This window comes from Vibrio sp. 10N.222.55.C6 (assembly GCF_041473395.1).
Classification (GTDB): Bacteria; Pseudomonadota; Gammaproteobacteria; order Enterobacterales; family Vibrionaceae; genus Vibrio; species Vibrio crassostreae_C.
The window spans coordinates 279,748-306,549 of the sequence record NZ_JBFRSD010000001.1 but is presented as its reverse complement, the minus strand read 5'-3'; the positions used below and the strand labels follow the sequence as shown (position 1 = coordinate 306,549).

Here is a 26,802-nt window from a genome sequence, read left to right as displayed (position 1 = left end):
GAAGTGAATATTTGCCTAACATTTAGATAACAACCACTTAATGATTTGTCATTAAGAGCAGCGATGAAACTGATCTCTTATCGATATTGCATCTTGGTTGCATTATGCAAATGCACTTTGCAATTCGCATGACAAATTCATGGTTTTTATGCGATGCAGGGCTTATAAAACGTCGAATAAAAGTTGGCACGCTAACTGCATTATATACATTGACCCTTCTTAAGCCGAGGGTCACCTAGCCAACTGACGTTGTTAGTGAACCTATGATTTGTTCACAAATATATAGAGCCAATCGCGATTATTGCGGTTGGCTATTTTTTTGCCTGCCGTTTGGTGATCGTCTTTTTACTTTTCCCATTCCTACATTTTTAGGTTCTAAACTTCAGATGAAAAAAAAGCCAGCCACCATCGGTGACTAGCTTATGTTTTCTCGAATCAATCTCGAATCCGTTTTAGTACCCCATCAACTGCAGCAAGTTTTCCGCTGTGCTGATTGCTTCTTTACGGTTAGCAATATTGAGTTTTTGGTAAAGGTTACGGATGTGAGTCTTGATCGTGGTACCCGCTACATCGAGTTCTTGAGCGATCTGCTCATTACTGAATCCTGAATAGATCAGACCAAGCACTTGCCATTCACGCTGAGTGAGTGGGCTAGTGCGCACCAGCTCAGGGATATTCGGGTGATTAACCAAGTTCTCAACAAAGTCTTCATCGAAATGCACCGAACGACTGCGTTGGGTCGTGGAGATATCCTTCATGATTTGTTGCGCGCGGTGACGTTCTAAATCACCTAAGCCAGGCTTGTTGCTCAACTTATCCAAGATATGCCCGATAGTCCCACCGTCGACTAAGAAGTTACCGACCATACCGGTTTGGTTAGTCATATGAAGCGCTTCTTCAAGCAGTACTCGTGCGCTGTCTTCATCGTTAATTTGTGTACGTAACACGGCTTCAACGATCAAGTTGCGGTTGGTGTCTGTAATCAGGTGCGAACGCTGGGCTTCACTCTTAAGGAAAGTTAGCGCTTCTTCTGCGTCTTCATACTGCTCAAGGATGATGTGAGCACGAACGATGTTTCGCCACTGAAGTTGGCAGAAGTGGTTACTTGCCGATTCAGGTCGAACCGCCACACTCAGCCAATCACGTATCGCCTCTTTATCGCCTTTTACTTGCCAGAACAGAATCAAAGAAAGAGAAGCATTTGCCGTCCAATCTACGTGGTAAGTCGATTGACGCAATAGGTGCTGAATCTGGTCGATAAATTTCGACGCTTTATCAATCTCACCACGGCTCAATGAAATACGAGCCAACATAGAATAGCTGTGCAGGTGTTTACTCGGAGAGTGGTGACCAAGGATATCTAAGCCTTTGTAGCAACACTCTTCCGCTTCATCTAGTCGGTTCCAACACCAGAAGATCTGAGCGCGAACACGCAGCAAGAATTCGTGCAGAGGTACGTATTGCAGCTGATGCTCTTCGATCAATTTGAATGCACTGTCTTGTAGCTCAAACGCAGCTTGAACATAACCTTGAGCAATCAGGATTTCGCTCTGTTGCAGAATCGCCCACAGAGCTTGATGGTAAACTTGATACTGACGTGCAAGCTTTTCAGTTTGCTGCATCATAGGCAAAGCACGGCTCAGGTTGCCCATTACGTGGTTTACTTCACCGACAACAGAGGTCGCAACAATGCGGCTACGATAAACGGTTGTGTTAAGCTGGCTTAACGAAAGCTCAGCCAATTCCAATGCTTTCTCAGGCTCATTGCTGTTGATGGCAACTTGGGCGCGCAAGGCGTTGTATTGGCCTTGCTGCTGAGTATCGAGCTCAATGTTTCGAGCTTGATATTGAGTCTCAGCCTCTTCCAACAAAGTACCCACTTGGTCATAACGGTGCTGACTTTGTGCAAGCCAAGCACGCAACATCGAAAGCTTTGGCTCACTGTAAAGTTGGTCGGTAGTCAGTTGCTTGATCGCCATCTCTAGTGACGACAGCTCACCTTGGTTGAACATCGGCCAACCGTGTTCAGTCAGGATTTGAATGATCAGTTCTGGATCTTCAGCGCGCTGTGCGTGACGTAGTGCTTGATGAGGCGTTTTCTGTTTGATCCACGCTTTTGCAGCACTTCGATGCAGTTCTGCTTCTTGCTGAGGAATTCGAGCTTGGCGCTCATGTGCGAGGAATTCACCAAACAGGTTATGGAAGCGATACCAGTTTTTTTCACCTTCAAGCGGGTAGATGAACAAACCAAAACGGTTGAGTGATTCGATCATACCTAACGCATCTTCACGCTGTGTAAGTGCACACACAAGTTCATCGTTGAAGTGATCAAGCACGGAACATTGCATCAAGAACTGTCGGGTTTCTTTGTCTAGCAGGTCGAATACTTCTTCAACCAAGTAGTCCCAAAGATGGGCGTGATTAAAGTGAGAGAACGACTCTGCGGACTGTGCAAGAGTGCGTTTTTGGTGTTGTGCTTGTAGCGCGATAAGTTGCAGTGCAGAAGGCCAACCTTCTACATAACTACAAATGCTATCTGCCGTCGTGTCATCAATGCCGTCGGCTACGCGTTGGTTGAAAAAGCGTGTGGTTTCTTCGGTATCAAACGCCAACGAGTCATTACCTAATTCGATCATTAAGTCACGAACGCGCAGGTTTGCTGTACCAAGTGGTGGCGTACCACGACTGGTGACAACCAACGTTAGGTTATCGGGCATGTGTTTGAGGAAGAAGCGCATGGCTTCGTGGATGTCGTCATTGTTGACCAAGTGATAGTCATCCAACACCAGAAAACACTCGTGATGGAATTCCGACATCTCGGCAAATACTTCACTTAATAAAGAATGCAGCGATGAAAACTGTCGTTTTTCTGCCAGCTTTTGGGCATTCGGACAGGCATTTTGAGTCGCTTTATTAAGTGATTGAAGTAGGTAGTTGATAAAGCGGAAGGCATCGTTGTCGCTATCATCAATGCTGTACCAACCCACATTGGGTTTATCTACCAACCATTGTGCAGCCATGGTGGTTTTGCCGTAGCCCGCTGGAGAGCGGAACAACACAAGCTTATAGCAATCTGCATTGTGAAGCAGATCGAGAACCCTAGGTCGTAGGATTGCATTATGTAAGCGGCCGGGACGAGTCAGTTTCGAAGGGATCCACATATCGAAGTTTTACACCTATTCCGTGGCTATGTTCTGGAATATCCCAATCTATCGTTGAGTGCACTCCAATGACATTAGCCTAATTACTTAAGTCTTTACTCATATTACGTGAAGCCAAACGTCACCGACTATGATCCTCCTCAGAAACCTTGCGCTCCTGCATGTTTTTGGGTGTCTACGCCCTTTATTTGAGACTTTGCTCACGTTGCGGGTTGGTTTGTGAATGTGACTTCGTTCATCCCTACACGGGAATCTATGCAAAAGATGAGAGTTGGAAATTATTTTCGTGATCTGAGTATCAGATTTGACAATGACTTTAATCTGGTTAAATAAAAGTCACATCAATTGAAGTTAAGTTATCGAACGGGAGCTTGTGATCTTAGTCACTCCAAGTTTTTGTTCTCAGTCAGAACATGAGAGTCAGATCACTAACCCTAAGTCGGTACGCCCCCTACGCCCTCCCATCTACTCCTAGTCAGTTGCATTAGCGGGAGGATGTTTAGTTTATGGTGACCATGCACGATATGTCACAGATGAATTAGAACTATTAAAAGCGAGATTTCTGAAATGAAACCAACTCAGCAAAAAACTTTCGATAAAGTGTCATTCCAAGAGAGTGTTAAGAAACATTTATCTGCAACCTACGCAACAACCGTTGAAACAGCAGACAGCCGTTCATGGTATCTAGCAATGGGTCGTGCTCTTGCAGAGCTAACGACTTTTGACCTGCTAGAAACTGAAAATGATGAAAAAATTAAGAACGCTAAGAGCGTTAACTACCTATCACTTGAGTTTTTGATTGGCCGTCTAACAGGTAACAACCTGATCAGCATGGGTCTATACGAACAGATCACTCATGCAATGGAAGAGCTAGGTCAAAACCTAACTGACCTTCTAGAAGAAGAACGCGATCCATCACTAGGTAATGGTGGTCTTGGTCGTCTAGCTGCTTGTTTCATGGATTCTTGTGCCGCTCAAGAATACCCAACAGTAGGCTACGGTCTTCACTACGAATACGGTTTATTCAAGCAGTCTTTCCAAGACGGTCGTCAGCAAGAAGCACCTGACGCATGGCGTGGTGTTGAAGGTTACCCATGGGAAGTAGCTCGTCCAGAACTAGCACAACACATTGGTTTTTACGGTCATGTAGACGTTGAATTCATCGACGGTAAAGAAGTACGTACTTGGGTTCCAGGTATGGAAGTAAAAGCAATGCCTTGGGATCTACCAATCGTAGGTTACGAGTCAAGCACGGTTTACCCGCTGCGTCTTTGGGAATGTCAGGCAATTGCACCATTCTCACTAGCAAGCTTTAACAACGGTGATTACTTCGAAGCGCAACACTCGCTAATCGATGCAGGTAACATCACTAAGGTTCTTTACCCGAACGATAACCACGAGAAAGGTAAGACACTGCGTCTAATGCAGCAGTACTTCCATTCAGCAGCATCGGTTCGCGATATTCTACGTCGTCACGAAGCAGCAGGTTTCTCTCTAGAAGATCTGCCTAAGCAAGAAACGATTCAACTGAACGATACGCACCCAACTATCGCTATCCCTGAATTGATGCGCATTCTGATCGATGAAAAAGGTTTAACTTGGGATCAAGCATGGGAAATCAGTGCTCATACGTTCGCATACACGAACCACACACTACTTCCAGAAGCATTAGAGACTTGGTCTGAATCTTTGATCAAACGTCTTCTTCCACGTCACATGGAAATCATTTTTGAAATCAACCACCGCTTCATGCAAGAAGTTCGCAAGATGTGGCCTGGTGACGGTGAGAAGCAAGCGAAGCTTTCTATCATCCAAGAAGGTTTCCACCGCATGGTTCGCATGGCAAACCTATGTGTGATTGGCTCTTACAAAGTAAACGGTGTAGCTGCGCTTCACTCTCAACTGGTTAAGAAAGACTTGTTCCCAGAGTTCAACGAAATCTTCCCTGGCAAACTGACTAACGTAACGAACGGCATCACGCCACGTCGTTGGTTGAAGTTCTGTAACCCAGGCCTATCTACGCTAATTACTGGCAAGATCGGCACTGAGTGGCCAGCAAAACTAGAGCAGCTTGAAGGCATCGCTAAGTTTGCAACAGACGCGAAATTCCAAAAAGAATTCATGGCTGTTAAGAAAGAAAACAAACAGCGCCTTGCTGATTGGGTTCAAGAGAACATGGGTATCGAGCTAGATACTAACGCTATCTTCGACGTGCAAATCAAACGTCTTCACGAATACAAGCGTCAGCACCTAGATTTGCTACACATTCTATCTCTGTACCACCGTATTCTTAACGAACCTGGTTTCGAGTGTGAGCCACGCGTATGTTTCTTCGCAGCGAAAGCAGCACCGGGTTACCACCTAGCGAAAGAGATCATCTTCGCGGTTAACAAGATTGCAGAGAAGATCAACAACGACCCTCGCATTGGCAACAAACTGAAAGTGGTATTCATCCCTGATTACCGTGTAAGCATGGCTGAAATCATCATCCCTGCAGCAGACGTTTCTCAGCAAATCTCACTAGCGGGTAAAGAAGCATCTGGTACGGGCAACATGAAGATGGCTCTAAACGGCGCGCTAACTATCGGTACGATGGATGGTGCAAACGTTGAGATTCGTGAAGAAGTGGGTGATGAAAACATCTACATCTTCGGCCTAGACGTTGATGGTGTTCAAGCTCTGAAAGCTCAAGGCTACAACCCATACGACTACTACAATGCAGACCCACTACTGAAAGCATCTCTAGACCTACTGACTGGCGATGAGTTCACTCCAGGTCAACCAGGCCTTCTACGTGCAACGTTTGATAGCCTGCTAGACGGTGGTGACCCTTACCTATGTCTTGCTGACTTCGCATCTTACGTGAAAGCGCACGAAGACATGGGCACGCAATACAACGACCAAGCAGGTTGGGCTAAGAAAGCAATTCTTAACACAGCATTGGTTGGTAAGTTCACATCAGACCGCTCTATCCGCGACTACGTGAACAACATCTGGAAACTTGAAGCGGTTAACCGTTAATACTTCCAAAGTAGCCAAGGCAGTTTCTGCCTTGGCTCAATTAGCTTGTGAGCAAACGAAAGGCTTAAAGGTTTCGTTTATAAACAAGCTGCTTACAAACCGATTGTCACAAGCTAATTGATTAGTAAAAATTAAATTAACAACCCTACAAAATAGAAAGCGTCAGAACGTTTTCGGAGAGAGCGATGAAAGAACAGACCGTATTAAAACAAGTCGCAGAAATGGCAAACATTGCCGACAGTTACGTTAGTGCGTGGGGCGATGAAGCACAAGTATCAGACGAGACGATCACGTCTCTATTGGCTTCGTTGGGCTACGATACAAGCAGCGATGATGCACTGCTTAAGTCAGCAGAAAGAAAACACAAAAAAGATGTACTAGACCCAGTTCTTGTCTTGCGTGACGGTGAGCCAGTAGAAGTGGCGCTTAATCTAGGTGTAAGTGCTCGTGAAAGTGAGTTCAGCTGGCGCTTAGAAACCGAGCAAGGAGAGGTACTTGAAGGCTATCTTCAATCTCAAGTCATTCGTGACGAGCGTGCCGAGGGTGGCCCTTTAGTGTTTGCATTGCCAAGTGATTTGGCATGGGGTTATCACAAGCTCATTGTGAGCCGTAAGCGCCGTAAGAAGCCTTACGAGATGACACTGATTATTACGCCAAAAGCGTGTTTCAAGCAGTCACCAATCGAGCAAGGCAAAAAGCTTTGGGGACCCAGTGTTCAACTTTATACCCTAAGAACTCAGCATAACTGGGGTATTGGTGATTTCGGAGACCTAAAACAGCTTGTTGCGGATATCGCTTCTCGTGGTGGTGACTTCGTTGGTCTAAACCCAATTCACTCATTGTTCCCTGCGAACCCTGAAGGTGCGAGCCCATATAGCCCATCTTCTCGTCGCTGGTTGAACATCTTATACATTGATGTGAGTTCAGTTCCTGAATTTGCACTAAGTGCAGAAGCACAACAAACAGTCGGCAGCGCAGAGTTCCAACAGCGTCTACAAAAAGCGCGTGAAGCACACTGGGTAAACTACACCGAAGTGTCTGAGCTTAAGATGAGCATCTTGCCTCTGCTATTCGCAGAATTTAAGACTCGTCATCTAGACAAAAACAGCGACCGTGCACAAGCGTTCTTAGCCTTCGTAGAAGAGGGTGGCGATAGCCTGATGCATCAAGCGGCGTTTGATGCTCTACATGGTGAACTGCATGCAGAAGATTCTGGCATGTGGGGATGGCCGGTATTCCCTGAGAAGTACCGTACATTCGACAGCCCAGCGACACAGAAATACATCAAAGAGAACTTAGAAAACGTTCATCTGTACATGTACCTGCAATGGCTAGCAGATTGCCAGATCAACGATGCACAGTCTCTTGCAGAAGAGAAGGGCATGGCTGTTGGCCTGTACCGTGACTTAGCGGTAGGTGTTGCAGATTCAGGCAGCGAGACTTGGGCTGACGAAGGCAACCTAGTGATGGATGCGAGCATTGGTGCTCCACCTGATATTCTTGGTCCTTTGGGTCAGAACTGGGGTCTACCTCCGTTAAACCCAGAAGTGCTTCAAGAAACAAGCTACGACGCTTACATCAAGCTACTTCGTGCCAACATGAAGCACTGTGGTGCACTGCGTATCGACCACGTTTTAGGTCTACTGCGCTTGTGGTGGATTCCAAAGGGTGAGAACGCAACTAAGGGCGCGTACATCTACTACCCAGTACAAGATATGCTGTCTATTCTGGCGCTTGAATCTCACCGTTACCAATGTAGCGTTATCGGTGAAGATTTAGGAACGGTACCGGATGAGATTGTCGACATCCTTGCAGATGCTGGCGTGCACTCTTACAAAGTGTTCTTCTTCGAAACATCAGAAGATGACGGTGGTTTCATCTCACCAAAACACTACGCATCACAATCGATGGCGGCACTGTGTACTCACGATATGCCAACGCTTCGTGGCTTCTGGCACTGTGATGACCTGAAAATGGGCCAAGAGATTGGCTTATACCCAGATGCAGAACAATTAGAAACCTTGTTCGATGACCGCCTAGAGTGCAAGCAAGGTATCTTAGATTCAGTAGCATGGCATGGTTTCCTACCAGAAGGTGTGGGCCGCGATGCGAGCCAAGTACCGATGGACTCTTACCTTGCTGAGGCACTTCAACTGCACGTAGCGGCTGGTGGTTCAACACTACTGAGCGTTCAGCTAGAAGATTGGCTAGAGATGGACAAGCCAGTAAACATTCCTGGCACGGTTGATGAATACCCTAACTGGCGTCGTAAACTATCAATGAACTTGGACGAAATATTTGCTCACGAAGGCGTTAATCGTATCGCTTCTAAGCTGACTGACGTTCGAGAAAAAGCCGGTAAGTAATGACGTGAGTGACTTGAAATTAGGTGGTTTTTTGCTTACGCCGTACGAAACTACAACCTCGGTCACTCAATAATGAATGCTCATCTGGTAGAATAAACCGTCGTTATATTGCCCGCACTAATAGCGGGCATTTTTGTATTATGTTTTTTGGATGTTTGGTTAGGGAGAAACGTTTTGGAACTAAGTTCGATTTCAAAGCAAAAACAAATATATACCCAACTATCACAGGCTTGTTTCACAGACCCATTCGCGTTTTTAGGGCCATACCTACCTTCTGAGCAAGGTGCATTACGTGTGTGGATTCCTGGGGCAGATAAAGTCGAGTTGATTGTTGGAAAGGAACCTCGTATTGAGTTAGCGCGAGAGGGTGAAAGTGGTTTCATTCTTAAGCAAGAGAGAGACTTACGTTTTACTCACTATAAGCTTGCGGTTGATTGGGCTGGCGTAGAACAGATCATCGATGATCCTTACCAGTACCACGATCTGTACGCGAGTTATGAAGATCTTCATACACCGAAAGATATGTATCATCACATGGGGGCTCAGTTTATTACGCTAGAGCGTGATGGACAGACGATTTCAGGTACGCGTTTCTTGGTGTACGCACCGCATGCAACTGCGGTAAGCTTGGTGGGTAACTTCAACGCTTGGGATGGTCGCCGCCACCCAATGCAACGCCTAGATTACGGTATGTGGGGCTTATTCATTCCTGAACTGGAAGAAGGCGCTCAATACAAGTTTGAATTAAAAGGACCAAATGGCGAAGGCTTACCACACAAAGCTGACCCATGGGGTTTCTACTCTGAGCAATACCCATCGTTCTCATCTGTAACTTACGATCACGCTCGTTACCAGTGGCAAGATACTCAATGGCAAAATCGCCCGGTAACGCAAAAGCGCAAAGAAGCGCTTTCGTTCTATGAATTGCATGCAGGTTCTTGGAAGCGTAACGCTGAAGGTGAATTCTTAAATTATCGCGAGCTTGCGGCAGAGCTGATCCCATACCTAACGGATCTTGGCTACACGCACGTTGAACTAATGCCAGTTTCAGAACATCCATTCTACGGTTCTTGGGGCTATCAGCCTGTAGGTCTATTTGCACCGACTAGCCGTTTTGGCTCTCCAGATGATTTCAAATACTTCGTCGATCAATGTCACCAAGCGGGTCTTGGCGTTGTTCTGGACTGGGTTCCTGCTCACTTCCCAAGTGATGATCACGGCCTAGCAAACTTCGATGGTACGCCATTATTCCATGATCCAGATCCACGTCGTGGTTGGCATCAAGATTGGAACTCGTACATTTACGATTTAGGCAAAGAGCATGTTCGTCGTTTCTTAGTTTCTAATGCACTGTACTGGTTCGAGCAATTCCACATTGATGGCATCCGTGTTGATGCGGTTGCTTCGATGTTGTACCTCGACTATTCGCGTAGCCATGACCAATGGATCCCGAATGCGGATGGCGGCAACGAAAACTACGACGCTATCGCAACCCTTAAGTGGATGAACGAAGAAGTGTATAAACACTTTCCGAATGCGATGACGATTGCTGAAGAATCAACGGCTTTCCCTGGTGTTTCAGCACCGACTTTTATGGGCGGCTTAGGTTTTGGCTTTAAGTGGAACATGGGTTGGATGCACGACAGCTTGTCTTACATTCAAGAAGACCCAATCAACCGTAAATATCACCACGATACGATTACCTTCCCACTGGTTTACGCACACAGTGAGAATTATGTATTGTCTCTGTCTCACGATGAGGTGGTTTACGGTAAAGGTTCTATCCACAACAAGATGCCTGGTGATGAATGGCAGCAAACGGCAAACCTACGTGCTTATATGGGTTACATGTATGCGCAACCAGGTAAGAAGCTGAACTTCATGGGTGCAGAATTTGGTCAGACGGCTGAATGGAACCATGACGACCAGCTGCAATGGTTTTTGCTGGATTACGAGCGTCATCAAGGTGTTCAGCGTTTAACGAAAGACCTGAACAATCTGTACCGCTCTGAAGCTGCAATGCACGATCTTGATTTTGATCCGAAAGGCTTTGAATGGCGTCTACAGGACTCTGCTGAAGCGAGCATTCTTGCGCACGAGCGCATCAGTGAATCTGGTGAGCGAGTATTGATAGTGTCTAACTTTACGCCAGTGCCTCACGAGCATTTCCGCTTAGGTGTTCCTGCAAAAGGTGAATACGCATTGTTGTTGAATACAGACTCTGTCGACTATGCAGGCAGCGGTTTTGAAGTGAAGCAGACTGCTGAGATTGAATCTGTAGAAAGCGAAGGGCTAGACACATCGATTGAGCTGCGTTTGCCGCCGTTATCGACCGTTTTTTACAAGCTAAATTAGGTCTATAAGTTGAGCAGGTCATCGCTGCTCACTTTTCTGAAAGTCTAAAAAAGGGAACCCTAGGGTTCCCTTTTTCTATTTCAGTAAGCTGGTTAGCGTTACTTGAAGTTGGTGAGATAGAACATTGAGCGTCCGACTACCATTTCAAGGATTCGAACTGAGTTGTTGCCGAAACTGTCCAACATCTTTTCACGAAATTCGCCGTTCGAGCTGAGGTTAAATTGCTCAGGATTCTTGATTTGCGAAGCATGGAAAAACATCAATTTAATCACGTATCGAAACTGCTCATTATCTAGAGCGGCTTGCCAAGATTGGATAAAAAGCGCTTCCGATGAAAAGTCTAGACTGTCTATAACGATCGATAGCATGTGTTCGTGAAGTACTGAGCGAATAGCGCGGGTCGACGGATAATAGCCCTGAAGCGTCGTTAAACTAATGCCAATCTCTTGAGCAATCCTTGCATAAGTTAGTGCTTCATGTCCTTCAGCCAGAAAAAGGTTTAGTACGATCTCATCGTAGTTTTTTTGATTTTCTAGTTTCTGTACTTGAGTAATTCGAGCCATTACAAATCTCTATTGAGTGTAACATTCTGTAAACGAGTATATTAAGAGCTTCTGAATTAAATCTCAAACTCCAAGGGTAAATAACTGGTCAATTTATCGTTAAATATAGTCAGTATTGTGTCATTGGTTCAATTATCAATCAGATTTTGGCATAAACAAAAACACCGCCCTATTGAGCGGTGTGTTATTTAAAGTCTTTGTTTATCTATGCTAATTCAGATGACTAGAACGGATACCAAAATAACTGCGGCTCTAGAATGCGTTTCGCAATGGCTAACACCACGATAAAAGCGATGACACCTAAACAAACAAAGTCGATACGTTTCAAAGGTGCATAGCTATACCAAGTGCGAGCTTTGTGTCGGCCAAAACCTCGTAACGTCATTGCGTTAGAGATCTCGTCTGCTCGGTCCAAGCTAGAGAAAATGAGCGGGCCTAGAACCTTAGCCACATTTTTGATTCGAGTAATTAGAGGCGCTTTCTTTGAGAGCTCTACACCACGAGCCTGTTGAGCATGCATGATATTGATGAAGTCTTTCTTAACTTCTGGCAAGTAACGCAGTGTTAAGCTGACCGCATAGGCGATCTTGTAGGGAACACCGATACGGTTGAGGCTCGCAGCAAACTCCGTTGGATGCGTTGTGAAGACAAAAATCAACGCTATCGGGAACATGCTCATGTATTTGAGCGTAACAGTGACTAAGTAAAACAGAGTCTCTTGGCTCAACGAGTAGTTACCCGGCAATGTCAGCAATAAGGTCTCGCTGCCGATGAGCTCAGTACCTTGCTGTGGAGCCAGTAGGTACATGAACAGAGCATTTAGGCTTAATACACTCGCCGTTCCTAATAACAAAGGCTTGTACACGCGTACAGGCACATTGGTCAGCTTTAGCAGGTATAAACCAGTCACAATAAGCAGTGCAATCAATCTTAGGTCGAACGTAGTTAAGACCACGGTTACCCAAGCTAAGAAGAGCGCAAATTTGGTGATGCCGTTAAGTGCATGAAGCGGTGATTTTGTATCAATGTAATTGATGCCGAATTTTACTTTTGATGCGTTCATTGAGCGCTTCTCTCGTAGTCGATGAAGTACTGCATAAACGCATTGGTGTCGTCGATTTTCATCATAGTCGCGAGTTCATAAATGCTGGTGGTACAAAGATTTGCGCGTTCTAACAGCGATGGCTGACTGAATACTTCCGTCATCGCGGCATTGGCAATCAGCTTGCTGTCAGCAATGACAATTGAGCGTGTGGTGTACTCTAGAACAAGGTGCATGTCGTGTGAAATGATCACGACGGTGATACCTAACTCGCGGTTAAGCTTTTGGATAAACGCCAGCATTGAGGTGTAGTTGCGGTAATCTTGACCCGCTGTTGGTTCATCCAAGATCAGAAGCTCTGGCTCCAATACTAAGATAGAAGCGATCGTTACGCGTTTTTTCTGACCGTAGCTTAGCGCTTCGATTGGCCAGTGGCGGAACTTGCTCAAGCCACACAGCTCAAGAACGTTTTCCACCTTCTCTTTGATTTCCTGCTCTGCAACCCCACGATTACGCAGACCGAATGCAACTTCATCAAAAATCATATGATGAGAGATCATATGATTTGGGTTCTGCATCACGACACCGACTTTCTGGCTTCTTTCAAAGATAGAAAGCTCAGATAGGTCTTCACCATTTAGATAGGAAGAGCCTGAATCGGCATCGATCACACCCATGATGAGTTTAGTGATGGTAGATTTGCCTGAACCGTTTTTGCCTAAGATTGAAACGAACTCACCCTTACCAATCTTAAAGCTGACATCTTCGAGAGCGTTCTTTTCACCATCGTAAGAGTAAGTCAGGCCGTGGACCTCAAGCAAAGGTTGGTACTGCTTCTCAGCAACTGGAGTCGGGCGCTCTGCAAACCAAGCCTGAACCGCAGGGCGGAATCTTTTGTAATCGAGAGCTTTGAGGTTTGATAGCTTATCTTCACTGGTCAAAGGTGCTTTCGCTGCCTTCAGAGCAGATAAATAAAGTGGTTCACGAATACCGTGTGTTTCAAGCAGTTCAGAAGCTAAGATTTCATCGGGTGTCATGTCCGCGACAATTTCACCGCGCTCCATCAAGATCACTCGATCGATATCGCGATGTAGTACATCTTCAAGGCGATGCTCGATGATGACTATAGTCTTGTTGGTTTCTTTATGAAGTTGGTCGATGATTTCGATAGTCGCTTTACCCGTTTTCGGGTCAAGGCTAGCCAAAGGTTCATCAAACAACAGGATGTCAACGTCATCAACTAAGATGCCCGCTAATGACACGCGTTGTTTCTGGCCGCCGGATAAATCATGTGGCGAGCGATCAAGCATATCTGCTAAGTCGACCATTTTTGCTGTCGACTTAACCAGAGGGTACATATCAATGTTCGACACTAACTGATTTTCCAGTGCGAATGCGATGTCTTCGCCAATACTCAAACCGACAAATTGGCTATCAGTATCTTGTAATACTGTGCCAACCTGCTCGGTATAGTCGTGCATAGAAAAATCAGAAATGTTCTTACCGTTGATCTCTAGAGAGCCAGTCACCTCACCTTTGATAGCATGAGGAATCAGACCGTTAAGGCATTGACCTAGGGTAGATTTACCACTACCGCTTGGTCCAATAATGACGATTTTCTCTCCTTTCTCTATCCTTAGATTGATATTTTTTAGCGTCGGTTTATCCAGCGACTCATATCTAAAAGAGAAGTTCGAAAATGCTATAGTCATTATCGCTTATGCCTCAGTCAGGTTACGGCTTTGTTTGTTGCGTTTAGCGACTGATTTTAGGATCAGTAAGCCAACAACAGCGATCAGAACGGTGTTACCCGCAGCAATGATAGAGAGTTGAGTGAAGACTTTAGTAAACGGTTCTGCATAAAGGATGGTATCTAGGAATGCAGAGCAGCCGTAACCAACCACATTACCGGCAAGGGCAAGTACCACAAACAGCGCGAAGTCCTTCATAGGCAACTCACCTTGCTGAAGGCGGTTCTTGGTCAACATCGGGAATAAGCCGATAACCATGCCTACGATACCTGAGCCTAAAACCCAAGTTAACCACACACCCCAGCCTGCGAACAGATCCGTTACCCAGTGACCGATAAAGCCAACTAAGAAGCCAACAATAGGGCCGAACAAAACAGAAAACAGTGCTAGAACTGCCATTGCTGGTTTCAATGTCGTGTTAGCAAACACTGGGACACCAAACATAGGTAAACCACCAATGCCGTACAGTGCCGCGCCAATGGCGATAACGACCACTGTTTTAGCTGAAAAGTTCATAGATAACCTCGAATTCTGAAAAATAAAGCAAAATAAAGAATAAATATTCGCCATTATTAATATGCGTCTCAATGAGAACGTTTTTTGGGCAAATATAAAAAATAAGGCGCGCATTATACAGTAGAACCCTTCCATAAGGGAAGGTAAGTGTCTAGATGTCTAAAATTCCATCTGAACACCTAAATATCGTGTAAAAAGCGTAATTTTACGGTTAATCCAGCAACAAAAAAGCCAGAGCGAGTCTGACTTTTTCATTCGTCTTAACAATGTGTTAAGCGGGTTCGTCACGTACCTTTGACCGTTTAGTGGTCTAGGTATAGATAGTTTTGCCAACTCTTCATGCGAATAAGGACCTTGCGCATGATTGAAACGTGGGTGAAGCTGTCAGAATAAACGGCAACTTCAACCGCGGTACCCATAGGTAAATGGTAGTCAGACAGGTCATCAGTGATGCTCAATTTAACAAACACACGACCACTAGTACGCAACGCATCAGTACCTAGAAGCGCGCCTCTAGCTTGGAATTGGCTCTCACCAATAGCTGGAATCACTTCATCAATACGTCCTTTAAATATTTTTCCTGGCAATGCTCTAAACAGGAACTCAGCTTCGTAACCCGGTTGTAGGCGTTGTAAGGAGTTCTGTCTAAATGCAGCGGTATAGAACTGAGCTTCAGTGTGAACAAACGTCATCACGGGAGCTAAAGGAAGTGGTACTGCCATTACACCTGGGCGTAATGCTAGTTGCGTAACGTATCCGTCAGTGGGAGCTCGAACCACGGTTTGTTCTAAATCAAACTGAGCTTTACGTAATTCAGCTAATAAGCTTAAAACCGCTGTATTCTCGCCACCTATTTCAGAGTCCAAGGCGATCTTTGTTTGTTCTAGGTTTGCATCTGCAACTTTCACGGCCGCTTCCGATGCTTTGTAAGCTTGTCTGCGAGTATCCAATTGCTGCTCGGTAAAAGCGCCACTGTCGTAACCGCGCTTGTAACGAGAAAACTCACGTTGAGCTTTATCTCTTTCCGCGATGGCTTTGATTTTTGCAGCCTCTGCTTCAACCACTTCAGATTCCATTCCAAGCGCACCTTGGCTTGCTTCTTTTACCTTAGCTTCTAACCTTGCGACTTCAGCTTCGAATGGAACTGGGTCGATTTTGAAAAGAATATCCCCTTGCTTCAGTGGTTTGTTTGCTTCTACAGGCACTTCGATAACTTTACCCCTAACGCCTGAAACGACTGGCGTTGTTGAGTAAACTTGGTTACCGATTTGTGTAAATGGATGGTTGTAGTTCATTAGTAGAATTAGGGTACCTACTATGATCACACCTCCAAGTACGGCAGTAGGTACTGTCCATTTATTTAGCGGTATATTGAACACCTTGAAAATGGTGATACAAAGTGCCGCATAGGTCATTATCAGCAGTAAATCCATTACTTAGCCTCCTGATCTTGAACGTTGTTTGTCTCTTTCTCTGGACTGCTTTGTTCAGCACCTGCTTGCTTGAGCTGTGCGATTTCTTCCTGAAGAGTACTCACTTGATCGATGAGAATATCGACGCGATGATGAATATCGTGTTGTTCTTCTTCTAATTTAGCGAAGCCCCAACCACGATCTTTGCGCCATAATGTTGCCCAAATCCAAAGAAATGGCCAAATAGTATGTAAAGTGAATAGGCTAACCCAGCCTGAGACGTGAATAGCATCTTGATGAGGGTGATTGCGTTCTTTCGCAATTTCATAGGGAATATCGTGAATAACGATGATGCCGTAAAAGATTACTAATGCTACGAAAATAAGTAAGCCGAGCGCAAAGTAGTCTAAAAACATAACAGATCCTTGTAATGTTAGATATTAGTTATAAATATACTACGCTATCATCCAAGTAATTGTTATAAAAATGATTTACCGAGTTGAAAATAATGTGTTGTCGCTTCTAATGCGAATAAAAGCATTGATGAATCTTATAAAATCTCATCGCGTTTGAAGAGGCTATTTCGGCTTTCTGGTTGGTATTTCAGCTGAAATGATGACAGCTACGATTCTAAATGACGTGCATAACCACAAGGGATAAATACGGATGTATATAGGTGAATTGGCGGCCATTGGCGCTGCAATTGTGTGGGCATGTGCGACATGGATCTATGGGCAATTTGGACATCGCTTCTCTGCGATGCAATTGAACATTGTTAAGGGTGTAGTGGCGTCAGGGATGATGTTGCTGGTGATGCCTCTTATTCCGATGCCGGAGTTTGAACTGAGTACCAACCATTTTCTGATATTGGCAATTTCAGGTGTGATTGGCATTGCGATTGGAGATAGCGCCTATTTTGCGGCGTTGAAAAGAATCGGTGCCAATAAGACGCTGTTACTGGAATCTTTAGCCCCGCCTCTTTCTGGTGTGCTGGCATTAATGTTCCTGGGCGCTGTATTGACAGTGCAAAGTTGGCTCGGTGTCGTGATTACAACACTAGCGGTGACCTTCGTTGTCTTCCAGCCATCAAAATCGGCGAGCGGTGAATCGAATAACAAAGCGCAGTGGGGTGGCATTGGTTATGGGCTTGTGGCGAGTGTCTGTCAGGCATCTGGTGTGGTTATTTCTCATTACGCGTTAGTGGCGGGTGATATTCCACCATTGTTAGGTGCTTTGATTCGCCTGACGATTGGCGTGTTTGCTGTGATGCTGATTATCCCTTTCGTTGAAAAGAAGCCGTATTCATCGATAAAAAGAGATTTATGGGAAATGACCAAGCTCGATAAACTGTGGTTATTAGGAGCAATCTTTGTCGGGACGTTTCTCGCTCTATGGCTTCAACAAGTGGCGTTGAAGAATGCTAACCCTGCGATTGCACAAACGTTGATAGCGACCAGCCCGGTCTTTATTTTGGTGATTTATGCGCTGAAAGGGGAGAAGGTGTCAAAGCAAAGTATCATAGGCACACTTGCCGCCCTTGCTGGTATTTCTCTGTTCTTTTATCAATAAGCAGTTGGCCTAAGCTACAGAGCTATATGCCACTACTCTGTACACACTTGATTACGGCCGTTGGCTTTAGCTCGGTATAGCGCTTTATCCGCACGGTAGAAGGTGCGTTGAGTATTCTCTCCGTCACGATGCAAAGTGATACCAATACTCACGGTCAAACCGCGCTCCCCAAGTATTTCATGCCATCCAAATTGGAAGATGCGCTCTCGATAATTTTCAGAGTGCATTTCTGCCTTCGGAAGATCAGTGTTCTCTAGAATGACGAGGAACTCTTCTCCACCAAATCTGACACATGACGCGCCTCTAAACTTAAAGTATGAACGTAGCTCTTGAGACACACTAACAATCGCTTTATCGCCCACTAAGTGACTCAGTTCATCATTGATAGACTTGAAGTGGTCAATATCAATAACCATCAGCGCGAAAGAGGTATCGTGCAGCAGCATGTCTTTCAGTTTCACATCTAACCAGCGGCGGTTGTGCAACCCTGTTAATGGATCTGTGAATACGTCTTGTTGAAGCTGAGCCACCGCATTCTTGTGTTGTTCGGTTGTCTCTTTGAGCTCTTTGTTCTCTTGTTCAGAGAGAATGAGTTTGAGTTGTAACTCAAAACGAGACAGTCGGCGTAGCTGGCTTGCACCGAGTTCACTGATCGGGATCTGCTTCATCAGATCGGTTTCAATTCGGTAGCCTTTTTTCTCATAGCTTAGCGCTTCTTGAAAACGCCCTTGATTCATACACACATCACTCAGCGAATCGTAGAATCGTTTTGCAAGTACTGGCGACGAGTAGGCTTTCACGCGTTTGTCTGTGCTCGACAAAATCATGCTCGCGTAGTCTTGCTTGCCGGTTGCACTTAGGCAATGTGCGAGCTCTAGACGAGTCATGGTTGCAAGCCAGCTTGCTTGAGTGCTGTTGGCTGGGTATTGAACCTTAGACAGACAGCGTAGCGCTTCATGGTGTTTTTTCTTAGCGCGCAGCACCTTTGCTTGGTAAAGCAGTATTTGAGCTGTGAGCAACTTGTCACTGACCAAAATACTCAGTTCTTCGCACTCATTCAGTAAATCGCTGGCTGCTGTAATGCGATTGAGTAGAAGTAGGCTTGCTACCATATGCAGCTTGAATTTGAGGCGAAGTGAGCGACTGCTTATCGCATGGTCTATGCTGCTGATTTTTTGGTAGTAACGAAGTGCTCTGTTGTGATCGCCATAGGAATCACACAGGTTGCCCATGCCTAAAATAGCTAATACATACTCATCGATATGACCGTGTTCAACCGCGATAGTCGATGAACTGACGAATTCATTGAGTGCTGAGGTGTAATCACCAGTTTCAACTAAGCGGTCACTTAAACTGGTTTTGACTGTCAGAATATCTTCGATATCGGCAGGAAGGTGGAGCAGATCGAGTGCTCGTCTCAACTCTTCGATACTGGTTTGATTTTGTTGTAACTCGGCACGGTATTCAGAGCTAATGATATAGCAGTGCGCTTGCTCTGTTTGCGTTGTCGAAACGTGCTGACGAATGTGGTTCCAGAAGATGATCGCTTCTTCACCTGATACTGATGAAGGGTCTAAACCGGCGTCTGTGATCTTGCTTAATAGAGTTTCCATTATTCTATTACCTCAGCATCGTCTTCTTCTAATTGTTCAAGCGTGAACGGGAACGTCAAAATATCATTGAGGCTGACGGTCGGTTTCGAACCCTTTAGTCCTTTTCTATGCCATGGATAGATATCAAGCATGGTGCTGAGAGTTTGGAAGGTTTGCTCTGCGGCTTCGCCTTTTTCGGAAAGCATAAGGGCCACACGTTCAGAACTTAGCCTTGCGATGAAGTCATTCTGGTTACATAAAGCATGAGCAATCTCGGTACAGACATCTAAGTAATCAGTATCGACATGATGGAACATAATGATGCTGTGGTTTGAACGTTTAAGCTCTGTCTTGAACAGCACCAACTTTTCCCACCAAAAGGTTTCAGAGACAACGTAAGAGAGGTGCTTTTCAGGATCGTACTCGTGCTGACCGCGAATACGGTTAATCAGTTTTCGTGCTCTCTGTTCAAGCTGGCGTTTTGAACTGCGCGCTTTATCTAACCCAACACGTGTCGTTTGCTCTTTGAGCATGCCGATAGAATATTGACGGTACTTTTTAAAGGCGACGAGCGCGGCTTGGAAGTCTTGGTTTTCTTCCGCCACCAAGGATTGTTGGTAACAGATTTGGCTCAGCAACTCGCCATTATCGAACTCGTTTGCGGATTGTTCTGCGAGCCTCAGTAATTCCGCCGCTTGTTCTGGTCTTTTTCTCAGGAGCTCCAATCTAGCTCGGCTGATGTATGAGTGCGCCTTCATCCAAACTAGGTTGTGTTCAACTGCCAGATTGTGCGCTTTGGCCGTGGCGCGCTCCGCGTCATCTAAGCGTTCAAGACCAAGAAGTGCTAAGCCTCGGAAGTCCCACACCTCAGCATGCCAAGTGTTATCTTTATGGTCTTTTAATGCTTCTTCTGCACCGTCTAATACCGACAGCATTTCAACATAGTTGTTGAGCAGGTAGTAATCCCACGCGAGCAGTATTCTGGCTTTACCCTCTAACCAACCAATGCGGCTGTTGTTAGCAACTTTAACGGCAAGCTGGTGGGTAGAACGTGCAAGTTTATATTCGTGGGTCATCCGCCAAATATTGCCAAGGCCAATGAGGCATTCAATTTGAATTTCGACTTCATCAACCAACGCGGACTGCTCTAAAGCATTGATCCAGAACTGTTGGGCGGAATAGTACTTGGCTTGTCCCCAGAACTGGAGCGCGTGTAAATGGAGGATTTCGGGCAGAAAAAGATCGGTATCTAATCGGCTTTGGCGCTTGTAGGCTTCCTTGATGTATTTTAAACCTTTTTGGTAATCCATCAGGTTCCAGCTACATCTTGCCATTAACATTAATGACTGGATGGCACCCTCTTCAAACAGAACTTGCTCTGATCGGACTAGGCACTGTTGGGCAATCTCTAGGATCACCGATGGCTCAGAGTCGACTCGAGTTTTGAGTTTTTCTAATTCTGTTTCAAGAAGGTACTGATTTTTGTCCAAGACTTACATCCATGATTATCGAACATATTGATAACACAATCATTATAAGAGTGTAATTTGAGATAAGCACCAATTATCTTTCGTAGAGCGTCAAAGGAACATCGATCTTTTCTAATTATGGGTGTTACCTCATGTTGTCGCTTTAAAATCAATGAGTTCCCGAATAATTACCTAGAGGCTTTGTTGCTATGAAAGTAGTTGCTTTAGAGTTAATGGCAGCTCCGCTACGCCTAAGCGTTGTGCTGCCGTGAGCCCTTGCTTATCTTGGTAGCACAGATTGTGCCAAGCTCTAAATATGTCGAGCAATGGAAGAATGCCCCCAGGACGAAGCTTACGTCTGGGCTCATTAATAAAGCTATCAAATAACAACTGAAAGCGCTGTTGATAGAACTTAGTTTGTTGAATTGAGGCTGTGTTAAACCACTGTTTTGGTTCTGGATTGTTACCGGTTAGGTAGCAGATACCTTTCTGGTTATCACCCTGATTGGCAATAGCCCAGCGATCTCGCCACCAACTCATGTGAACGATGTCGATCTTTTCAAAACTTTGGTCGTCTTGCCAGCCTGAATCTTCTTCGACATACATGAGGTCAATATTTTGACTCTGAATGCGCGGCAAACATACACTTAAAGCGGCAGATCTTAGTAATGGATCTTGTGGCATATAGATGGCGACATGCTTGTCTTCGTTACACATATCCAACACATGTAAGAAGTGAGCATAAGAGGTATAAGGCGGTCGAATGAGAGCGCCTTTTGAAGGGTAACTAAATGTGGTGAGGTTACCCATAGGGTCCTCAACGTTACCTCTCGCAAGAATCACTTGGTACTGCTGTTCAATGCGCTCTTTTAGTTTGTCAGAGGGCTGAGGCAGTTCGAGATTTGCTTCTGAAGAGTGCTCTTTGGATACAAAGCGTGCCACATCATCATAAGGGTTATGGTCGACGTTTCCTGATGGTTCTTCATTTTGAGAGTAGTTAACGTGTTGGCAAAGTATATAGCCAGAATGCGCCTCGCCCGTCGCTATCCACACCACACCGTTGTTACTTTGTGGTTGCAGACGCTGGTAGTGAGATGCGAACTCGTAATCTTTCGCATGGTTAACCCATCGTGCATCGATCATCGCTAATTTACGACGACAACGGCTCGCGATATGGTCAACATGATCATAGAAAGTCTTTGGGTTGATCTCTAATTTTCGGCAGATTTCACGTACGGAATAGCCCATGAACAGTAAGCCCATGAGGTTCTCTTGAAATTGGAGTTTTTTATTGGATCCAGACCATTTATCAACGAAGGTTGTTTGGCAGTCTTTGCATCGATAACGCTGCCTGTCGCCACTGTAGCCGAAGGCATGATAAAGATGTTTATGGGTATGAACCGATAAGCCGAAGTTATCGCAATCATCATTACGACAAGCAGGGAGCCCGTCGCTGTGAAGTTGTCTTAAGCGATGAAGTTCGCTTAACACTTCACGATTGTTAAGTAAGGGGGGGAAAGCTCCACATTCACGACAAACCATCGCTGGACGCTTAGGGTTCGCGTGTTGCAAAACATACCGTTTTGCATCGCTCAAGCCAAAGTTGTCACACGCCAATGTTTTACAAAAGTTGAGTTGCAAACCATCCGCATCTTTTGGCAGCTTGTCGTTAGACACGATCTCCCCCTCGGGATTATTTGAGCAGCCAAGCGAGCCTGGCTGCGGGGTAACGCTTTTCAATGTATCTTTTATCAAATCGTTAGATGTTGATTGCTGTCTCTAGAGCAACTTTCATCATGTCGTTGAAAGACTTTTGACGCTCTTCAGAACTTAGTTTTTCACCACGGATGATGTGGTCAGATACTGTTAGGATAGTTAGTGCTTTAGCACCAAGGTCTGCAGCAACGCCGTAGATACCAGCCGCTTCCATATCAACACCTAGGATGCCTAGCTTTTCCATTTTTTCGAAAAGGTCAGCTTCTGGAGTGTAGAAAAGGTCTGCAGAGAATACGTTACCAACTTTAACTGGAACTTCTTGTGCACGAGCTTGGTTTACTGCTTCTTCTAGAAGACCGAAATCAGCTATAGCAGCGAAGTCGTGGTTGTTGAAACGAATGCGGTTTACTTTTGAGTCAGTAGATGCACCCATGCCGATAACAACGTCCATTAGTTTAACGTCGTCACGTACCGCGCCACAGCTACCTACACGAATAACGTTTTTCACGCCGAACTCAGCGATTAGCTCGTGTACGTAGATGCAGCATGATGGGATACCCATACCGTGGCCCATTACAGAAACTTTCTTACCTTTGTAAGTGCCTGTGTAGCCAAACATGTTGCGAACGTCACAAACTTGCTTCACGTCATCAAGGAATGTTTCTGCAATGTATTTTGCGCGAAGCGGGTCGCCCGGCATAAGTACTGTTTCTGCGAAATCACCAGCTTGAGCATTAATATGAGGTGTAGCCATGGTCGTTCTCCAAAGTTTAAACGGTAATTATAGGAACAGGATTTAATCAATTACCGATTCTGTTGAATTGAATTCGTTTTGTTGAGGCAATATTAGCGAGTTAGAACGTGGATCCATGAGACTTTAGTCACAAAACAGGTCTGCCATTATAGTTTTATTAATATTGATAACTAAATCTGTTGAAAGCGTAAAGGCAATCGATTTTGTATGGGTTAATTGCAAGCGAATGAGAGGAAAAGGCCCACACATAAACTTGTTGTCTATCAGTTTCGAGACAACAATACGTTGTAGAGACGTTTGATCAGAGATAATCTAAACTTTGATAAAAGACAAACCAAGGATTTGTATGTCGCATTGCGCTAACTCGACGCCTTTGCCGTCAATGAAAACACGACTTCACAGGGCGGTGTCGCTTGTTGTAAGAACTACTTTGCTTGCCAGCGGGATAGCTTCATCGTGGGTGTCTGCTGCAACCTTTGAATTGCCACCAACGGAAAGCCGCATTGTGGGCAGAATCCAGCAGCATGAAGTGGCGGCGGGCGAAACCTTGGCCATCATTGCCAAGCAATACGATATTGGTTTTCTCTCTTTAATGGCAGCCAACAAAGGGGTGGATCCTTTTCTTCCCGCGGAAGGCTATGTGTTAAGCATTCCAAGCCGCTTGATTTTGCCTGACACCCCAAGAAAGGGGATTGTCATCAATCTTGCTGAGTTAAGGTTGTATTACTTTGAGCCTGAGAAAAATCAGGTGCATGTTTTCCCTGTCGGCATCGGTCGAGTGGGGCGTGATACTCCCGAGATGATCACCAAGATAAGCCAAAAAAGACCGAATCCAACATGGACGCCACCAAATTCAATCCGCAACGAGTATCTTGAAAAGGGCATTGAATTACCGAGAGTGGTTCCTGCCGGGCCGGAAAATCCATTGGGAGAGTACGCTTTGAGGCTTGCTTATGGCGCTGGCGACTATTTGATCCATGGTACAAACAAAGATTTCGGGATAGGTTTACGAGTTAGCTCTGGTTGTATCCGAATGGAACCTAAAGACATTGAGTGGCTGTTTGAGCAAGTGAACCGTGGTGAACAGGTCACCATTATCAATGAGCCGATTAAGGTGTCATTAGAGCCTGATAGAAGTGTGTTTGTAGAAGCGCACGAGCCATTAACTCGAAGTGATGGTTCAAAGAAATCATTACAGATCCCTGTGGAACTAAAATGGTGGCTTGAAGACGCAGAACTGCCAAATTCAAAGGCGAAAGCGGTTATCTTTGCTCAAAACGGCGTACCTGTAGAGATAGCACCACCTGTGATTGAGTTTTAATTCGATTGCCTCTTCTGCAACAAGGGGCGGTTTTATCTTGTTTACTCGCATTAGTGTCACCCAAAAAAAGCACCACATCCGATAAGAAGTGGTGCTGTCTATATACTGCTTTTTGCGACTTATTTAATCTACAGCTTAATCGCGATTAGATCTCAAACTACTTAGTGTAAGACTCAGCGATGTTGTCGATACGGTCGTTAGCACGGTCCGCTTCTTCTTTCGCTGCCATTGCGGCTGCTTCTGCTTCTTGAGCCTTCATTTCTGCGGCTGCTTTGTCACTCTTAAGTGCTTCAACTTCGCTTGTTAGTTGAGCGACTTGGTTAGTTAGTTGATCCATTTCTGACACTGCAGCTTCTTCTGGCTCTGAAGAACAACCGGCTAAAATGAAAACTGATGCTGCAGCTGCGATTAACGTCTTATTCATAAGAACTCCTTGCTTATTTATCATCAAAAGATGCGCTATACATTCTTTATCATATAGTCGCTTCATTAATGATTGTAGCGACTAATTTTTTAACTGCAAAAACAATAACTAAAGAAATTGCTAAATTTTTGAGTTAATTAGCTAAGTATCACGTTGTGTCTCATTTATGAGATGAAGGATTTAGAGACGACTTGAAGGTGTTTTTGGAGAGCTATCCCTTTGCTAGCAATGCATACGTTGTTCTAGCTAAAGATAGATAAAGGGATAAATTTACTGTGATCTCTATCCTTATAAAGTACTTTCGCGGTATCATGTCACGTTAAATTAATTTTATTCAATACCATCATGACTGGAGAGTCCTTTGCACTTTAAAGATTTAGGCTTAGATAACCGCTTACTGAAGAACTTAAAACATTACGACTTCAAGAAGGCGACAGAGATCCAATCAAAAGCGATCCCTGTTGCTATTGCTGGTAAGGATCTATTGGCTTCATCAAAAACGGGATCAGGAAAAACATTGGCGTTTGTGTTGCCAATGATACATAAAGCATTAAAAACAAAAGCGTTTTCTGCTAAAGATCCTCGTGGTGTAATTTTGGCTCCTACTCGTGAGCTAGCGAAGCAAGTTTACGGCGAACTGCGTAGCATGCTTGGTGGTCTGTCTTATGAAGCGGCGCTTATCTTAGGTGGTGAGAACTTTAACGACCAAGTTAAAGCACTGCGTAAGTACCCTCGTTTTATCGTTGCGACTCCAGGCCGTCTTGCTGACCACCTAGAACATCGTTCATTGTTCCTAGATGGTGTTGAAACGCTAATCCTTGATGAAGCGGACCGTATGCTTGATCTGGGTTTCGCTCCAGAACTTCGTCGCATTGCCAATGCAGCTAAACACCGTCGTCGTCAAACGTTGATGTTCTCTGCAACGTTAGATCACGCTGAAGTAAATGGCATTGCAAATGAAATGCTAGACGCACCTAAGCGTATCTCTGTTGGTGTTTCTAACGAGCAACACTTAGATATCACACAGAAATTCTACTTATGTGATCACCTAGATCACAAAGAAGCGATTTTAGACCGTGTACTGGAAGAAGCTGAATACCGTCAGGTAATGATCTTCACAGCAACACGCGCTGATACTGACCGTTTAACAGATAAGTTGAACGAGAAGAAGCTTAAAGCGGTAGCACTGAGTGGTAACCTAAACCAAACGCAACGTAATGCTATTATGAGCCAGTTCGAGCGTGCGGTTTACAAGATCTTGGTAACTACCGATGTTGCTTCACGTGGTATTGATATTCCAAACGTGAGCCACGTTATCAACTTTGATATGCCTAAGCATACGGAAGAGTACGTGCACCGTGTAGGTCGTACTGGCCGTGCGGGTAACAAAGGCGATGCGATTTCTTTGGTTGGTCCAAAAGACTGGGACAGCTTCAAGCGTGTTGAACTTTACCTTCAACAAGATTTGACCTTCTCTGTACTTGAAGGCCTAAAAGGTAAATTCAAAGGCATTAAGCCACGTAAACCTGCGTTTGCTAAAGGCGGTCCTGCTAAGAAGAAGACCAACACTCAAGCGAAGAAAACGCCGAAGAAACCAGTTAAGCGCGATAAGAGCTTCCACCAAAATGTGGCCGTGGGTGATACCGTGTTTATCCCTAAGAAGAAAGTCGCACCAAAAGTGGACGACGAGTAATCACCAGCCAGTTTTAAAGCGTTTGCTAGTAAAACTGACATAAATAAAAACCGCCAATATTAGGCGGTTTTTTTGTA

At 45.0% G+C, this 26,802-nt stretch carries 18 protein-coding genes; 6 read left to right on the top strand and 12 right to left on the bottom strand.

Annotated features, from left to right (window positions below; translation table 11 throughout):
- Window positions 1–452: 452 nt before the first annotated feature.
- A complete protein-coding gene (gene malT, locus AB4486_RS01260; RefSeq protein WP_102428529.1) occupies window positions 453–3,161 on the bottom strand; it encodes an HTH-type transcriptional regulator MalT in 2,709 nt (902 codons plus the stop codon).
- A 567-nt stretch (window positions 3,162–3,728) separates the two neighbouring features.
- Between malT and AB4486_RS01255 the strand changes: the two genes are divergently transcribed.
- The 3 genes from AB4486_RS01255 to glgB all read left to right on the top strand — a co-directional run bounded on the left by AB4486_RS01255 (window position 3,729) and on the right by glgB (window position 10,903).
- Window positions 3,729–6,182: a glycogen/starch/alpha-glucan phosphorylase gene (locus AB4486_RS01255; RefSeq protein WP_372116260.1), complete on the top strand. Its 2,454-nt coding sequence runs from the start codon at window positions 3,729–3,731 to the stop codon at window positions 6,180–6,182.
- 185 nt (window positions 6,183–6,367) lie between these two features.
- On the top strand, window positions 6,368–8,548 hold the full coding sequence (gene malQ, locus AB4486_RS01250; protein WP_017067441.1) for a 4-alpha-glucanotransferase: 2,181 nt from the start codon (window positions 6,368–6,370) through the stop codon (window positions 8,546–8,548).
- 174 nt (window positions 8,549–8,722) lie between these two features.
- Window positions 8,723–10,903, top strand: a complete 2,181-nt coding sequence (glgB, locus tag AB4486_RS01245) for a 1,4-alpha-glucan branching protein GlgB (protein ID WP_017064240.1) — start codon at window positions 8,723–8,725, stop codon at window positions 10,901–10,903.
- A gap of 98 nt (window positions 10,904–11,001) precedes the next feature.
- Here glgB and AB4486_RS01240 read toward each other — a convergent pair whose 3' ends face one another.
- From AB4486_RS01240 to AB4486_RS01215, 6 genes are all read right to left on the bottom strand, one after another.
- Window positions 11,002–11,466, bottom strand: coding sequence for a TetR/AcrR family transcriptional regulator (locus AB4486_RS01240; protein ID WP_017061871.1), 465 nt, complete (start codon window positions 11,464–11,466; stop codon window positions 11,002–11,004).
- Window positions 11,467–11,689: 223 nt separating this feature from the next.
- Window positions 11,690–12,529, bottom strand: a complete 840-nt coding sequence (locus tag AB4486_RS01235) for an energy-coupling factor transporter transmembrane protein EcfT (protein WP_017066577.1) — start codon at window positions 12,527–12,529, stop codon at window positions 11,690–11,692.
- Window positions 12,526–14,220 (bottom strand): ABC transporter ATP-binding protein, encoded by a 1,695-nt coding sequence (locus AB4486_RS01230; RefSeq protein ID WP_017064242.1) that lies wholly within the window; start codon window positions 14,218–14,220, stop codon window positions 12,526–12,528. Before AB4486_RS01230 ends, AB4486_RS01235 begins: the two co-directional genes overlap by 4 nt.
- Window positions 14,221–14,226: 6 nt before the next feature.
- Entirely contained in the window at window positions 14,227–14,775 is a 549-nt protein-coding gene (locus AB4486_RS01225; protein ID WP_017066579.1) for an ECF-type riboflavin transporter substrate-binding protein, read from the bottom strand.
- Between the two features lie 302 nt (window positions 14,776–15,077).
- Window positions 15,078–16,208 carry an HlyD family secretion protein gene (locus AB4486_RS01220; RefSeq protein WP_017064244.1) on the bottom strand — a complete coding sequence of 377 codons (1,131 nt, stop codon included), beginning with the start codon at window positions 16,206–16,208 and terminating at the stop codon, window positions 15,078–15,080.
- Entirely contained in the window at window positions 16,208–16,603 is a 396-nt protein-coding gene (locus tag AB4486_RS01215; protein ID WP_017064245.1) for a DUF3302 domain-containing protein, read from the bottom strand. Before AB4486_RS01215 ends, AB4486_RS01220 begins: the two co-directional genes overlap by 1 nt.
- A 250-nt stretch (window positions 16,604–16,853) precedes the next feature.
- Between AB4486_RS01215 and AB4486_RS01210 the strand changes: the two genes are divergently transcribed.
- Window positions 16,854–17,756: a DMT family transporter gene (locus AB4486_RS01210; protein WP_017061876.1), complete on the top strand. Its 903-nt coding sequence runs from the start codon at window positions 16,854–16,856 to the stop codon at window positions 17,754–17,756.
- A 32-nt stretch (window positions 17,757–17,788) separates the two neighbouring features.
- Here the strand turns inward: AB4486_RS01210 and AB4486_RS01205 are convergent, their stop codons facing one another.
- The 4 genes from AB4486_RS01205 to deoD form a co-directional block, all read right to left on the bottom strand.
- On the bottom strand, window positions 17,789–19,369 hold the full coding sequence (locus AB4486_RS01205) for a GGDEF domain-containing protein (protein ID WP_017072413.1): 1,581 nt from the start codon (window positions 19,367–19,369) through the stop codon (window positions 17,789–17,791).
- Window positions 19,369–20,838: a hypothetical protein gene (locus AB4486_RS01200; protein ID WP_017061878.1), complete on the bottom strand. Its 1,470-nt coding sequence runs from the start codon at window positions 20,836–20,838 to the stop codon at window positions 19,369–19,371. Before AB4486_RS01200 ends, AB4486_RS01205 begins: the two co-directional genes overlap by 1 nt.
- Before the next feature lie 186 nt (window positions 20,839–21,024).
- Window positions 21,025–22,494, bottom strand: coding sequence for a lactate dehydrogenase (locus AB4486_RS01195; RefSeq protein WP_017064249.1), 1,470 nt, complete (start codon window positions 22,492–22,494; stop codon window positions 21,025–21,027).
- A gap of 82 nt (window positions 22,495–22,576) precedes the next feature.
- Window positions 22,577–23,287, bottom strand: coding sequence for a purine-nucleoside phosphorylase (gene deoD / locus AB4486_RS01190; protein WP_017061880.1), 711 nt, complete (start codon window positions 23,285–23,287; stop codon window positions 22,577–22,579).
- Between the two features lie 346 nt (window positions 23,288–23,633).
- Between deoD and AB4486_RS01185 the strand changes: the two genes are divergently transcribed.
- Window positions 23,634–24,608, top strand: coding sequence for a L,D-transpeptidase family protein (locus tag AB4486_RS01185; protein ID WP_029235850.1), 975 nt, complete (start codon window positions 23,634–23,636; stop codon window positions 24,606–24,608).
- Window positions 24,609–24,765: 157 nt separating this feature from the next.
- Here the strand turns inward: AB4486_RS01185 and AB4486_RS01180 are convergent, their stop codons facing one another.
- Window positions 24,766–25,032 carry an Lpp/OprI family alanine-zipper lipoprotein gene (locus AB4486_RS01180; RefSeq protein ID WP_017064250.1) on the bottom strand — a complete coding sequence of 89 codons (267 nt, stop codon included), beginning with the start codon at window positions 25,030–25,032 and terminating at the stop codon, window positions 24,766–24,768.
- A gap of 361 nt (window positions 25,033–25,393) precedes the next feature.
- On the opposite strand from AB4486_RS01180, the gene AB4486_RS01175 reads away from it, so the two are divergent.
- Window positions 25,394–26,725 carry a DEAD/DEAH box helicase gene (locus AB4486_RS01175; RefSeq protein WP_017061883.1) on the top strand — a complete coding sequence of 444 codons (1,332 nt, stop codon included), beginning with the start codon at window positions 25,394–25,396 and terminating at the stop codon, window positions 26,723–26,725.
- The last annotated feature ends 77 nt before the right edge of the window (window positions 26,726–26,802 follow it).